Annotated in this window: 11 protein-coding genes, 1 tRNA gene and 1 pseudogene; 11 read left to right on the top strand and 2 right to left on the bottom strand. The window is 70.9% G+C overall.

Annotation, left to right across the window (positions count from 1 at the left end; translation table 11 throughout):
* Nucleotides 1-79 precede the first annotated feature (79 nt).
* The 4 genes and pseudogenes from ABZY44_RS13225 (at nucleotide 80) to ABZY44_RS13210 (ending at nucleotide 4,154) form a co-directional block, all read left to right on the top strand.
* Nucleotides 80-2,413: a hypothetical protein gene (locus ABZY44_RS13225; protein WP_356653030.1), complete on the top strand. Its 2,334-nt coding sequence runs from the start codon at nucleotides 80-82 to the stop codon at nucleotides 2,411-2,413.
* 77 nt (nucleotides 2,414-2,490) lie between these two features.
* Nucleotides 2,491-3,138 (top strand): hypothetical protein, encoded by a 648-nt coding sequence (locus ABZY44_RS13220; RefSeq protein ID WP_356653145.1) that lies wholly within the window; start codon nucleotides 2,491-2,493, stop codon nucleotides 3,136-3,138.
* Between the two features lie 13 nt (nucleotides 3,139-3,151).
* A pseudogene (locus ABZY44_RS13215) lies at nucleotides 3,152-3,466 on the top strand (site-specific integrase); the annotation flags it as partial.
* Nucleotides 3,467-3,560: 94 nt separating this feature from the next.
* Nucleotides 3,561-4,154, top strand: coding sequence for a hypothetical protein (locus tag ABZY44_RS13210; protein ID WP_356653028.1), 594 nt, complete (start codon nucleotides 3,561-3,563; stop codon nucleotides 4,152-4,154).
* Nucleotides 4,155-4,232: 78 nt separating this feature from the next.
* On the opposite strand, the gene ABZY44_RS13205 is transcribed toward ABZY44_RS13210, so the two are convergent.
* Nucleotides 4,233-4,307 (bottom strand) — tRNA-Cys (locus tag ABZY44_RS13205).
* Between the two features lie 319 nt (nucleotides 4,308-4,626).
* On the opposite strand from ABZY44_RS13205, the gene ABZY44_RS13200 reads away from it, so the two are divergent.
* The 6 genes from ABZY44_RS13200 to ABZY44_RS13175 all read left to right on the top strand — a co-directional run bounded on the left by ABZY44_RS13200 (nucleotide 4,627) and on the right by ABZY44_RS13175 (nucleotide 11,428).
* The gene (locus ABZY44_RS13200) at nucleotides 4,627-6,123 is read left to right on the top strand and encodes an MFS transporter (RefSeq protein ID WP_356653026.1); all 1,497 of its coding nucleotides are present in this window, start codon (nucleotides 4,627-4,629) and stop codon (nucleotides 6,121-6,123) included.
* A gap of 493 nt (nucleotides 6,124-6,616) precedes the next feature.
* Nucleotides 6,617-6,823, top strand: coding sequence for a hypothetical protein (locus tag ABZY44_RS13195; RefSeq protein WP_356653024.1), 207 nt, complete (start codon nucleotides 6,617-6,619; stop codon nucleotides 6,821-6,823).
* Nucleotides 6,824-6,963: 140 nt separating this feature from the next.
* Nucleotides 6,964-7,428, top strand: coding sequence for a type II toxin-antitoxin system death-on-curing family toxin (locus tag ABZY44_RS13190; RefSeq protein WP_356653022.1), 465 nt, complete (start codon nucleotides 6,964-6,966; stop codon nucleotides 7,426-7,428).
* Nucleotides 7,429-7,585: 157 nt separating this feature from the next.
* Complete coding sequence (locus ABZY44_RS13185; protein ID WP_356653020.1) at nucleotides 7,586-9,370, top strand: DEAD/DEAH box helicase; 1,785 nt, start codon at nucleotides 7,586-7,588, stop codon at nucleotides 9,368-9,370.
* A 510-nt stretch (nucleotides 9,371-9,880) separates the two neighbouring features.
* Nucleotides 9,881-10,522 (top strand): helix-turn-helix domain-containing protein, encoded by a 642-nt coding sequence (locus tag ABZY44_RS13180; RefSeq protein WP_007264382.1) that lies wholly within the window; start codon nucleotides 9,881-9,883, stop codon nucleotides 10,520-10,522.
* Nucleotides 10,523-10,630: 108 nt separating this feature from the next.
* Nucleotides 10,631-11,428 (top strand): S16 family serine protease, encoded by a 798-nt coding sequence (locus ABZY44_RS13175; RefSeq protein ID WP_356653018.1) that lies wholly within the window; start codon nucleotides 10,631-10,633, stop codon nucleotides 11,426-11,428.
* 86 nt (nucleotides 11,429-11,514) lie between these two features.
* Here the strand turns inward: ABZY44_RS13175 and ABZY44_RS13170 are convergent, their stop codons facing one another.
* Nucleotides 11,515-11,982, bottom strand: a complete 468-nt coding sequence (locus ABZY44_RS13170) for an Lrp/AsnC family transcriptional regulator (protein WP_356653016.1) — start codon at nucleotides 11,980-11,982, stop codon at nucleotides 11,515-11,517.
* A 133-nt stretch (nucleotides 11,983-12,115) separates the two neighbouring features.
* Here ABZY44_RS13170 and hppD point away from each other — a divergent pair, with 133 nt between their 5' ends.
* Nucleotides 12,116-13,267, top strand: coding sequence for a 4-hydroxyphenylpyruvate dioxygenase (gene hppD, locus ABZY44_RS13165; RefSeq protein WP_356653014.1), 1,152 nt, complete (start codon nucleotides 12,116-12,118; stop codon nucleotides 13,265-13,267).
* Nucleotides 13,268-13,474 lie beyond the last annotated feature (207 nt).

Here is a 13,474-nt window from a genome sequence, read left to right as displayed (position 1 = left end):
CAGTACGGGCTGAAGTGGTCGCCGCCAAAGCGTCCGTGCGCCGCGCCGTCGACCTGCTGCTGAAGTAGGGCGGCGGCAGGTGCTGACGTACGAGAACGTGATGAACGCGCCCCTGGGGCAGCTCCAGACCGCGATCACCGACTGGGCCGCGGTGGTCAAGAAGCTGGACGAGCTGGCGGAGTCGGCGCGGGGCGGCATGAAGGCCAAGTCGGACAAGGCTCAGTGGAGCGGCGTCACGGCCGGTGTCGGCCGCTCCTTCGTCGACAAGACGGCCAAGGAGTTCGGCGACGCGGCCCAGGAGGCCAAGGGCATCCACAAGGCGCTGACCGAGGGGTACGAGGCCTTCAAGTCCTCCCGCGAGCAGCTGCGGAAGATCGGCGATGTCGAGGCTCCGGCCGCCGGCTTCCGGGTGAGCGCCACGGGCAAGGTCGAGGCGGTGCCCTTCGCCAGCGAGGCGGACCGCAGCGCCGCGCGCCACGACCCGGACTACATGGAGTCCGTTCGGGTGAACCTTCCGCTGTGGCAGGCGAAGGTGGACGCGGCCGTCGACAGGTGCGACGACATCGACCAGTCCCTGTCCCGGGCGCTGGCCGCCAACGTCACGGACGACAACGACTTCACGCCGGCCAGGTACGGCAGCCTCGACGCCGAACAGGCGAGCCGCGCCGTAGAGCTCGCGCAGAAGGGCCGCCGGCTGACCCATGCGGAGCTCGTCGAGCTCAACGAGCTGCTGGCGGACAACGCCAAGGCGCCGGAGTTCTCAACGAAGTTCTACGGGGCACTCGGCCCGAAGGGGGCGCTGGAGTTCTTCGGGACGATGTCCACGGACACCTTCGACTACGCGAAGCAGGATCCGCAGCGGCTCAAGGACGTACAGGAGCTCCAGAAGAACCTGGGTCTCAACCTCGCCACGGCCACGAACTCCACGACCGAGCCTCACCTGTCGGACGGCTTCGCCCTGGATCTGCGCAAGCTCGGCACCGAGCGGATCCCGCTGGCACGCCAGGACCAGAACCCTCCGTACGGCTACCAGTTGCTCGGCAGCATCATGCGGTACGGGAGCTACGACCCGAAGTTCCTCGTCCCGATCGCGGAGCACGCCACCCAGATCCACGCCAAGGACCCGGACTTCTTCAACCAGGCCCGCCAACTCAACGGCTACGGCAGGAACATGCTCAACCCGTCGGGCGTCAACGGCGCCGGCTACGACCCGGTGGTGAGCTTCCTCGAAGCCCTGGGACACAGCCCGGAGGCGGCGCAGCAGTTCTTCGACCCGGAACGCGACCCGCACGCGTACGACCAGGACGGCACGGAGAAGCCCGGCACGGCGGACCTGGGCAAGGGCTCGAACAAGAAGCCGATCACGAGCTACCTCGACTTCTTCGGACAAGAGAAGTACGACTGCACGATCGACACGGAAAGTACGAACCCGGACGACCTGAAGAAGGTCCAGCAGTACATGCCGGACGCCTTGGGCCACGCTCTTGAGGCGGCGACGCTCGGCCACGCCTGGGACGACACGACACCACGGCTCGAGCGCGACGAGGTCTCGTCGAGAATCATGGAAAAGGTCGTCTCCAAGTACGGAGGGGACGCCGCGCTGCTGAAGAACCAGGAGTCGATGGCCGACAGCCTCGGACGTATGGGGGCGGGATACATCGACGACTTGAACGCCGGTCTGAACGCCGACCGCGACAAGAACGTCTTCGAGGCGCTCGCTCAAGGACACGCGAAGTTCGAGCAGGAGGACGCCCGCAAGTTCCTCAGCAGCCTGGGCCAGCACCCTGATGCGTACATCACGATGTCGAGGGCGGAATCCATCTTTCAGGCTTCCGTACTGGAGTCCCAGGTGGGCGGGGACGGAAGGCTCAACGAGAGTGGTCTCAGGGAGGCGGCTCGGACCGGCGGAGAGTTCCAGGGCATTTTGGACGAGTCCCGAGCCAAGCAGATCGATGCCGAGTCGGAGAAGTGGCTCAAGGACTATGACCGGGCCATGGAGAAACGCTCGGGTTGGATCGAATTCGGCACAACGGCGGGCATCGTGGCGGGTGTCGCCTTCCTGCCGGCCACCGCGATGGCTGTCGGTGCGGCCGCGGTGATCGTGCCGCTCGCCGTGGACACCGGCAGCGGGGTGCTGGAGCAGGCTGCCAGCGGGCTCATCAGCGACTGGTCGGCAGACGAGTCCGAGCGCAAGAAGGACAAGATGGACGGCAAGGCCCACGAGGACAAGGCGAGCGTCTACCGGCAAGGTGAGCTCCATGCCACGGGGCCCGTGGACAGGTTCCTGGAGCGGCACCCGATCGGCGAGAACGACCCGCTGGACGAGGCCCTGAGGCAGTCGGCCATGACCGGTTACAACTGGGGTTGGGGTCTGGAGAGGCACACTGGCAATGAGTCCCAGGTGAGGAAGTAGGTGGGGCTCGGATGAGTGGTCGGCGCGTAGGAACGGGGTCCGGGACCGTTCGTCAGAGCGCTGTCGCGGTGGGGGCGGTGCTCGCCGCTGTTTTCGTTGCCGGATGCGGCGGTACGGAGCGGGAGGCCCGACCGGTTCGGCTGACGGCTGGCGAGGTCTGTGGCGGGGAGCTCCTCAATGCGGGCGCCGTGCGGGCGCTCGAGCTGCTCACAGGAGCACAGGAATTCGATCCACGGGGCAAAGGGAGCGAGGACGTGGCGGCGGTGGCCGAACATCTCGCCGGTGGCTACGCCGCGATCGCTTCCTCACGGGGTGGCCGGGTCTGTGAAGCGGTGCCGTCCGACACGGCCAACAAGCGGCGCGTGTCGGTGTCGTTCGAGCTCCAGAGTGAACTCATGCGGACAGGGGAGCAGAGCGAGAGCGGGAAGGGCTCGTACTGGGAATACGACCTGGGCCGCAACGCCCTCGCCCATTCTTGGCAGGCCTTTCTCTTCTTCGACTGCGCGAGTCCTCGGCTGGCCGGCCCCGACAAGGCGGTGCCGGTCACCGCGAAGGTCTACGTCACGGCCGGCTCGGAAGGGGACGAACCCGCACTGCGTGGAGCCAACCTGGCCCTCGCGCACTCCGCGGCTCTCGCGATGGGCGAGGAGTTGGGGTGCAAGGACAACGGGGGGCTTCCGCAGACGCTGGTCCTCAAGCAGAAGGCCGCCAGGACCGATCCATGAGGCGACGATCCCCGGGGAGGCACCCCACCGGCGGGACCGGGCCGAGTGGAAGGCCTTGCTGGTTGAAGCCAAGGTTCAGTGACGGGCGTCTGCACGACGCGCGCCACACCGCTGGCACGGTGCTGCTCATCCTCGGTGTGCCCGACGGGGCCGTCATGGGCCTGAGGGAATGGTCGACCACGGCCATGGCTGCGCGGTACCAGCACATGGTCGATGCGGTGCGAAACGTGTTGGCGCGGCAGGCCGATGGGCTGACTGGAAGCCCGCCACCGACCGGCCGGACGGCAGTGACGCAGCAGCCGTTGGGAAGTCTGTGCCGGCTGGTTAGGGCGGTTCCGGGCTGCACTTCCGCGAGGTGAGAGGTGCAGCCCATCCGGCCGAACCTCGTGCTGTCCGGTCTCTCGCCGCGACATCCTGCCCCTATGGACGAAGGACTTGTAGCGATAGTTACGGCGGGCGTCGGCCTGGTCGGGGGGCTTGGCGGCGCAGCCATGGGCGGACTGGCTGCGGTTCGTGGAGCGCGTATGGGGGCGGAGACCACAGCACGCGCGACGATCGAACAGGCGCGGGCCCAAGAGCGTGCTCAACACGACCATTGGCTGAGGGACGAGAGGAAACGCGCGGCGGTCCTCATGCTCGAGGCATACGACAGGTTCACCATTGCGGCATCCAACGTCACGCGCATGTTTGATCTGGAGATTGAGGCATCCCCCGATGTCTGGGCCGCCTATGCCACGAGCATGAACGAGATTCGGAGGGCCTATTTCCCCCTGCGGCTCGTCGGCCCCGCTCGGGTGCATCAGGCGGCACGTGTGCTCTGGCAGTTGATCGAGGAGTACAACGAAGGGATTAAGGAGTGGGCCGACGGCATCGTGACTGCTACGGACGAAACCAGGGTGGGGTGGCAGGCGCGCGAGGAGCAACAGAGGCCTGCACTCGGACGGGCGCACAGCGACCTGATCAATGCTGCGAGCGAGTCATTGCAGGGAAATGACTCCGCCCCACGGCCCAACTGAGACGGAAACTGAGACGAATGACCGAGAGGGCGGCACCCTCTTGGGGTGCCGCCCTCTCGTTTTGCCTGTTCAAGGCAGTGGAAGCCGTGACCGGAATCGAACCGGCGTAACTCGCTTTGCAGGCGAGTCCCTCAACCACTCGGGCACACGGCTGGGTGGTGGTGATGGGTATGACCGTACGAGCGGGGTGCGGGGGTGGGGAAGGGGTACGCGGGGGACGCAATGTGACTGCCATGCCGCGTTCACAGACGGGGTCGGGCCCCCGGCCGCTGGAGGCCCGCCGGTGCCACGGGCTACCGCCCATCCCCGCGCGCCACCGCCCGCCCGACCGCTGGCCACTCGCCACCGCCCACCCGCCCACCGGCCCGCCCGGCTCAGGGGGGGGTGACCTTTGGCCTAGGGCTCGGGGACGAGCGGAGGATCGGGCGGAAGGACAGGGTCGAGAGTGGGGGACGGACCTTACTCTGGGGCGATGAGCGTCCTTCCGGAGCAAGCCGCCACCACCGGCCACATAGACGTCCCGCCCCCTTCGCAGGGCGGGATTCTCGGGCCGGCCTACCGGACGCTCAGCATCGGGATCATCTCCGTCATCTTTCTGATCGCCTTCGAGGCCACCGCCGTCGGGACCGCCATGCCGGTGGCCGCCCGGGAGCTGGACGGGATCGGGCTGTACGCGTTCGCCTTCTCCTCCTACTTCACGACGAGCCTGTTCGGGATGGTGCTCTCCGGGCAGTGGGCCGACCGGCAGGGGCCGCTGCGGCCGCTGACCGTCGGGATCGCGGCCTTCGCCGCCGGGCTGGTGCTCTCCGGGACGGCGGGGGCGATGTGGCTGTTCGTGATCGGGCGGGCCGTGCAGGGGTTCGGCGGCGGGCTCGTCATCGTCGCGCTCTACGTCGTCGTCAGCCGGGCCTACGAGGAGCGGCTGCGGCCCGCGATCATGGCGGCCTTCGCCGCGAGCTGGGTGGTGCCGTCGATCGTCGGACCGCTGGCCTCGGGCACGGTGACCGAGCACCTCGGGTGGCGCTGGGTCTTCCTCGGGATACCGGCCCTGGTGGTCGTCCCCCTCATCGTGGCGTTGCCCGCGATACGCCGGACCGCGTCCGGGCCGGTGGACCCCGAGGGTCCGCCCGTCGCGTTCGACCGGCGGCGGATCCGGCTCGCGCTCGGGATCTCGGCCGGCGCGGGGCTGCTCCAGTACGCCGCCCAGGACCTGCGGTGGCTGTCGCTGCTGCCGGGCCTGGCGGGCGCGGCCCTGCTGGTGCCCGCCGTGCTGGGACTGCTGCCGCGCGGGACCTACCGGGCGCGGCGCGGGCTGCCTTCGGTGGTGCTGCTGCGGGGGGTGGCCGCGGGCTCGTTCATCGCGGCGGAGAGCTTCGTACCGCTGATGCTGGTCACGCAGCGGGGGCTGAGCCCGACGCTGGCCGGGTTCTCGCTCGCGCTGGGCGGGGTGACGTGGGCGCTGGGCTCCTGGGTGCAGTCGAAGGGGCGGGTGGCGCCGTACCGGGAGCGGCTGATGGTGCTGGGCATGGTCCTCGTCGCGGCGGCCGTCGCCGGGGCGCCGGCGGTGCTCGTGGAGTGGGTGCCGGTGTGGACGCTGGCGTTGGTGTGGGCGCTGGGGTGCCTGGGGATGGGGCTGGTGATCGGCTCGACGAGCGTGCTGCTGATGAAGCTGTCGGCGCCGGAGGAGGCGGGGGCGAATTCCGCCGCGCTGCAGATCTCGGACGCGCTGGCCAATGTCGTGCTGCCGGCGGCGGGGGGCGCGGCGTTCGCCGCGCTGGGCGGGGGAGCGGTGGGCGCGGCGCACTCCGTGACCGAGGGGGGCGGGGCCTCGCACCCGGCTGCCTTCGTGGTGGTCTTCCTGCCGATGGCCTGCGTCGCGCTGGTGGGCGCGTGGGTGTGCACCCGCGTGGACCTCGTCCCGGGCGCGTGGCGGGGCCCCCGCAAGCCGGCGGGGCCGGCCGAGGTCTGACCCGAGCCGAGCCGACGGGGCTCCCCGAGCCCTGACCCGAGCCGAGCCGGCGGGAGCTCCGGCGGCCAACGCCGGGTCGGCCGCCGGCCGCAGCCGAGCCCTGGCTACGGGGGCTGCCGCCAGCGTGGAGCCAGAGTGGAGCCTGCCCGGTCCGTGGCCGCGCCGGGCAGGCCCCGCTCCAACCCGAGCCTGTGTCGGCTCCCGGTCGCAGCCGGTGCCCCGGGCGGATCCAGCTCCCGGTTGTGGCCGGTTGACGAGTGGGGTCGGTTCCCGGTCGTCGCCCGTGGCCTGAGCAGGGTCGGTTCCCCGTCGTCGCCCGTGGCCCGAGTGGAGTCGGTGGCCGGTTGCAGTCGGCGCCCCCGAGCGGAGTCGGCTCGCCGGTCGGGACCGTGTCCAGGTCCAGGGGGCGGCCCACTGTCGTGGCCCGAGCCCCGGGCCGTCCTCTGCCCGATGGTTGGGCGTTGCCCATCCACGGCGTGGCTACCCTCGGCAGATGAGTGACAAGCAGCTGATCATCGAGGTGCCCGAGGGCGAATGGGTGGAGTTGGCCGACCTGGCCGATGCCACCGGGCAGGCTGTCGAGGAGGCGGTGCTGGAGGCCGTACGGGCCTGGGTGCGTGGCGAGCGGGCGCGCGCCGGCGTCGAGGCCGGGCGCCTGGCCGGTCGCCACGCCGCGCTGCTGCGCAGGCTCGGCGAATGAGCCAGCCGACGGAGCGTGCGATGGATCAGCCGATGAGTCGGGGAGTGGGACGGGCCGCCGGGTACGGAGGGGATGGGGACATGAGCCGGGAAGGCGGTCACGAAGCCGGTACCGAAGCCGCTCGGGAAGCCGGTCCGGACATGACTCGGGACATCGGCCAGGACCCGGGCCGGGACCCGGTACGGGATCTACCGGCGCCGGCGCCCGGCGCCGGGGCGCGTCACCTGACCCTTCCCGAGGTGCTCGACCTCGCGCGCCGTGCCTGTCTCGCGCAGGACCAGCCCGTCGAGCTGCGCGCCCCCGGGCTGCTGGAGTCCGCGGTGCACCGGCCGCGGGCGCGGATGTTCGGGACGTCGGCGTACGCGGACACCTACGAGCAGGCGGCCGCCCTGTTGCACGGCATCGCGGCCAACCACCCCCTCGTCGACGGGAACAAGCGCACCGCCTGGCTCGCCGCCGCCACCTTCCTCGCCCTCAACGGGGTCGATCTCGGCGACGCCGACCAGGACGCGGCGTACGGCCTGGTCGTCGACGTGGCGTCCGGAGGAGAGGACGGCATCGGGCGGATCGCGGAGCGCCTGCGCGCACTCGCGCGCCCGATGTGACGCTCGCCGCACGCGCCGAGGTCACGGGCCTGTCCCTCCGCGAGGGGCGGGTCCGGGCCGGTAAGGTGGCCCGGTTGTCCTACGTACGACTGCCCGTACCGCTGCACGTACCGCTGTCCGTGAGTGGATACGCCGCCGAGAGCCCGAACCGGAGACCGTGACTACTACCGCCTCCCACCACCTCTCACCCGCCTTTCCCGGCCGGGCGCCCTGGGGTACCGCCAGCGCCCTGCGAGCCTGGCAGCAGGGTGCACTGGACCGCTACCTGGAGACCCAGCCGCGCGACTTCCTCGCGGTCGCGACCCCCGGCGCCGGAAAGACGACCTTCGCGCTGACCCTCGCGTCCTGGCTGCTGCACCACCACGTGGTGCAGCAGGTGACCGTCGTCGCCCCGACCGAGCACCTGAAGAAGCAGTGGGCGGAAGCCGCCGCCCGGATAGGCATCCGGCTCGACCCGGAGTACTCCGCCGGGCCGCTGAGCAAGGACTACCACGGGGTCGCGGTCACGTACGCGGGTGTGGGCGTGCGGCCGATGCTGCACCGCAACCGCTGCGAGCAGCGCAAGACCCTGGTCATCCTCGACGAGATCCACCACGCCGGTGACTCGAAGTCCTGGGGCGAGGCGTGCCTGGAGGCCTTCGACCCGGCGACCCGCCGGCTCGCCCTGACCGGTACGCCGTTCCGGTCCGATACGAATCCGATCCCCTTCGTCACGTACGAGGAGGGGAACGACGGGATCCGGCGGTCCTCCGCCGACTACACCTACGGCTACGGCAACGCGCTCGGCGACGGCGTCGTCCGGCCGGTCATCTTCCTCTCCTACAGCGGCAACATGCGCTGGCGCACCAAGGCGGGCGACGAGATCGCCGCGCGCCTCGGTGAGCCGATGACCAAGGACGCCATCTCGCAGGCCTGGCGCACGGCGCTCGACGCGCGCGGCGACTGGATGCCGAACGTACTGCGCGCCGCCGACCAGCGGCTGACCGAGGTCCGCAAGGGCATCCCGGACGCGGGCGGGCTCGTCATCGCCGCCGACCAGGACTCGGCGCGCGCCTACGCCAAGCTGATCCGCGAGATCACGGGCACGAAGGCCACCGTCGTCCTGTCCGACGACACGGGCGCCTCGAAGCGGATCGACGACTTCGCCGCGAGCAACGACCGCTGGATGGTCGCCGTCCGCATGGTGTCCGAGGGCGTCGACGTGCCGAGGCTCGCGGTCGGCGTGTACGCCACCACCATCTCGACCCCGCTGTTCTTCGCACAGGCCGTCGGGCGTTTCGTGCGCTCGCGCAGGCGGGGCGAGACGGCGTCGGTGTTCCTGCCGACCATCCCTTATCTCCTGGGCTTCGCGAACGAGATGGAAGTCGAGCGCGACCACGTCCTCGACAAGCCGAAGAAGCAGGGCGAGGAAGACCCGTACGCCGACTCCGAAAAGGAAATGGACGAGGCGAACAAGCTGGAGGACGAGGACACCGGCGAGGACGAGCAGATGTCCTTCGAGGCGCTGGAGTCCGACGCCGTCTTCGACCGCGTCCTGTACGACGGCGCCGAATTCGGCATGCAGGCGCACCCGGGCAGCGAGGAGGAGCAGGACTACCTCGGCATCCCCGGGCTGCTCGAACCGGACCAGGTGCAGATGCTGCTCCAGAAGCGGCAGTCGCGGCAGATCGCCCACAGCCGGCGCAAGCCGGACGCGGAGGCGGACCTGCTGGAGCTGCCCGCCGACCGGCGGCCGGTGGTCTCGCACAAGGAACTGCTGGAACTGCGCAAGTCGCTGAACACGATGGTCGGCGCGTACGTCCACCAGAGCGGCAAGCCTCACGGCGTGCTCCACACCGAGCTGCGCCGCGTGTGCGGCGGGCCGCCGAGCGCGGAGGCGACGGCGGGGCAGCTGCGGGAGCGGATCAAGAAAGTGCAGGAGTGGGCGACCCGGATGCGGTGAGGCCTTCCTCCAGGACGTCGGACGGGGTTCGTGCGGAGGTTCGCACGAACCCCGTCCGCGTGGACCCCGTCCGAACGAACCCCGTCGGCGTGGACCCCGTCCGAACGAACCCCGTCCGCGTGGACCCGTCGGCGTGGGTCCGCCCGCTACGGGGAGTCACGTCCGCGGGCGTGCACCGCTGTTGGGGTCCGGTGTTCCCGGGGCCGCCGCGGCCCTGGCCGGGCCGGTCGCGGCCGTGGGCCGGCCACGAGCCGGGCAGGTCACGAATCGACGGCGAAAGGGGATTTCAACCGGAATAAACCGGCAGTGCGCGCCCGGATTCTGGACGAGCCCTTCCGCTCAGCGAACCTGCTCGCTACTGTCCCCGCATCGAACGCCCCGTGGCAGCGCCGCCGCGGGAGCGCAGCCGGTGCCATGGCCGCTACCGGCGGCCTCTCCGTGCGTCGCCGAGGGACCGGCGGCGCTATCCCCAGAGAGTCACCGCCGCTCACCGAAAGAGGGAGAGGCGTCGTGACCGCGGAAACCTCCCAGACTCTCGACCGAGGACTCCGAGTCCTCAAACTGCTCGCCGACACCGACCACGGTCTGACCGTCACCGAGCTCTCCAACCGCCTCGGTGTGAACCGCACCGTGGTCTACCGCCTCCTGGCCACCCTCGAACAGCACGCCCTGGTCCGCCGCGACCTCGGCGGCCGCGCCCGCGTCGGGCTCGGTGTGCTGCGCCTCGGCCGCCAGGTGCACCCGCTGGTGCGCGAGGCGGCCCTGCCCGCGTTGCGCTCGCTGGCCGAGGACATAGGCGCCACCGCGCACCTGACCCTCGTGGACGGCACCGAGGCGCTCGCCGTCGCCGTCGTCGAGCCGACCTGGACCGACTACCACGTGGCCTACCGGGCCGGCTTCCGCCACCCCCTCGACCGCGGGGCGGCCGGCCGGGCCATCCTGGCCGCCCGTCAGGGTTCGCTCATCGAGCCCGGGTACACGCTCACCCACGGAGAGCTCGAAGCGGGCGCCAGCGGGGCTGCCGCGCCGCTCGTGGGCATCACGGGCCTGGAGGGCAGCGTGGGCGTCGTCATGCTCGCCGATGCCGTGCCCGAGCGGGTCGGCCCCCGCGTGGTGGACGCCGCCCGTGAGGTGGCTGACGCCCTGCGCTGAGCGGACGGCTCCCCCCGGGGGTCGCCGGGCACCGGAACACCGGGCCGCGTCCCCTCCGCCGGGGGCGCGGCTCGACCCGTTGCCGGACGGCCGCGCTAGATTGACCGGGTGCTCTCTCGCCTCACACGTCTGCCGCGTCCCGCCGCCCTCGCCGTCTGCGCCGTGCCGGTGCTCGCGCTGTTCGCCGTCGCGGCCGCCGCCCCGCTGCCCTTCGTGATCGCGCAGCCGGGCCTCACGGCCGACGTGCTCGGCTCCCGCGACGGAAAGCAGGTCATCGCCGTCACCGGGGCGCCGACCCGGCAGACCACCGGCCAGCTGCGGATGACCACCATCCAGGCCACCGGCCCCTCCACCTCCGTCACCCTGCCCGAGCTGGTCGACGACTGGTTCGACCCCACCCGCTCGGTCATGCCCCGCGAGGCCGTCTACCCGTCGGGCGGAAGCGACGAGGCGATCGAGGAGCACAACCTGGAGGAGATGACCAAGTCGCAGTCGACGGCCTCCGAGGCCGCGCTCGGCTTCCTCCACAAGGACCCCAAAGAGGTGAAGGTCGAACTGAACCTCGCGGACGTCGGCGGCCCGAGCGCCGGGCTGCTGTTCTCCCTCGGCATCGTCGACAAGCTCGACGGGAACGGCAGCGGCGGCGATCTCACCGGCGGCCGCACCATCGCGGGCACGGGCACCATCAGCGCGGACGGCGAGGTCGGCGCGGTCGGCGGGGTGGCCCTGAAGACCCAGGCCGCGCAGCGCGACGGGGCGAGCGTGTTCCTCGTACCGGCGGCGGAGTGCTCGGACGCGCAGTCCGAACTCCCCGAAGGGCTCCGGCTGATCCCCGTCACCTCGCTGACGGACGCGGTGGACGCGCTCCGGGCGCTGCAGAAGGGCGAGTCCGTCCCGTCCTGCTGACCGGGGACCGGCGCCGGCCGGGTCAGGCGCGGGCCGCCCCAGGGCCGGGCCGCCTCAGGGGCGGGCCGGGACAAGGGCCGGCCGCGTCAGTCCTCGGCCGCCTGCTCGACCAGGGGGATGATCCGCAGGGGTACGGGATTCTCCATCACGATCGCCGTCGAGGCCCGGACGATCCCGTCGAACCCGACCACCCGGTCGATCACCCGCTGGAGGTCCGCGTTGGACCGGGCCACCAGCCGGCACAGCATGTCCCCGTGGCCGGTCGTGGTGTGCAGCTCCAGCACCTCCGGCACCCCGTCCAAGTGCGCCCGTACGTCGGCCCCCTGGCCCTGTTTGATCTCCAGCGTGGCGAAGGCGGTCACCGGGTATCCCAGGGCCGCCGGATCCACCTGCGGACCGAACCCGCGGATGACCCCGTTCGACTGGAGGCGGTCCAGCCGTGCCTGCGCGGTGCCGCGGGCCACGCCGAGCCGCCGTGACACCTCCAGGACGCCGATACGGGGCTCGCGGGCGAGCAGCACGATGAGCCGGCCGTCGAGTGTGTCGATTCCCATGATCACCTCTGGGGTGGTCGGTCGGTAGTCATAGTGCGCAGATATTCCAGCCGTCCTCGGCTGTCAGTGTGCATTGTGTACAGCGGAAAGAGAAACTATTGCGCAGCTTGTGGAACGGCGGGACTCTGCGGTCATGACTGAGACCCAGCCGCTCGAGACCACTCCGCTCACCGCCCGTGAGGCCGACCCCTTCCCCGTGAAGGGCATGGACGCGGTCGTCTTCGCCGTAGGCAACGCCAAGCAGGCCGCGCACTACTACTCCACGGCCTTCGGCATGAAGCTCGTCGCCTACTCCGGACCGGAGAACGGCACGCGCGAGACGGCCAGCTACGTCCTGACCAACGGTGGCGCGCGCTTCGTCCTCACCTCGGTCATCAAGGCGTCCACCGACCGCGGCCGCTTCCTCGCCGAGCACGTCGCCGACCACGGCGACGGCGTGGTCGACCTCGCGATCGAGGTCCCGGATGCGCGGGCGGCGTACGCGTACGCCGTCGAGCACGGCGCGCGCGGCCTGGACGAGCCGTACGAGGTCAAGGACGAGCACGGCACGGTGGTCCTGGCCGCCATCGCCACCTACGGCCAGACCCGCCACACCCTGGTCGAGCGCGGCGACTACACCGGTCCGTACCTGCCGGGTTACGTCGCCGTCCCGCCGATGGTCGAGCCCCCGGCCAAGCGCACCTTCCAGGCGATCGACCACTGCGTCGGCAACGTCGAGCTCGGCCGGATGAACGAGTGGGTGGCCTTCTACAACAAGGTCATGGGCTTCACGAACATGAAGGAGTTCGTGGGGGACGACATCGCCACCGAGTACTCGGCACTGATGTCGAAGGTCGTCGCGGACGGCACCCTGAAGGTGAAGTTCCCGATCAACGAGCCGGCGATCGCGAAGAAGAAGTCGCAGATCGACGAGTACCTGGAGTTCTACGGCGGCGCCGGCGTCCAGCACATCGCGCTCGCCACCAACGACATCGTCGCCTCCGTGCGCGCGATGCGCGCCGCGGGCGTGCAGTTCCTCGACACCCCCGACTCGTACTACGACACGCTCGGCGAGTGGGCCGGCGAGACCCGGGTGCCCGTCGAGACCCTGCGCGAGCTGAAGATCCTCGTCGACCGCGACGAGGACGGCTACCTGCTCCAGATCTTCACCAAGCCGGTCCAGGACCGTCCGACCGTCTTCTTCGAGATGATCGAGCGCCACGGCTCGATGGGCTTCGGCAAGGGCAACTTCAAGGCCCTGTTCGAGGCGATCGAGCGCGAGCAGGAGAAGCGCGGCAACCTGTAGGACGCGCCCCCGTCGCCGGCGGGGCCGACGGCGCCACGCGCCCCCGGCCCCGCCGCGCGCCGCGGGTCAGCGAGCCGGAGCGGACGGCTTCGGCACGGCCGGCTTCGGCGCGGCCGGCTTCGGGGCGGGCGCCTTCGGCCCGGGCACCGGCTTCGCCTTCGGGAGCTCCGGCGCCACCCACGGGGTGGTCGGCTGCATGTTCTCCGG

It is taken from the genome of Streptomyces sp. NPDC006544, assembly GCF_040611715.1.
Taxonomy (GTDB): domain Bacteria; phylum Actinomycetota; class Actinomycetes; order Streptomycetales; family Streptomycetaceae; genus Streptomyces.
The sequence above is the reverse complement of the archived record's forward strand: the minus strand, read 5'-3'. Positions and strand labels throughout refer to the sequence as shown.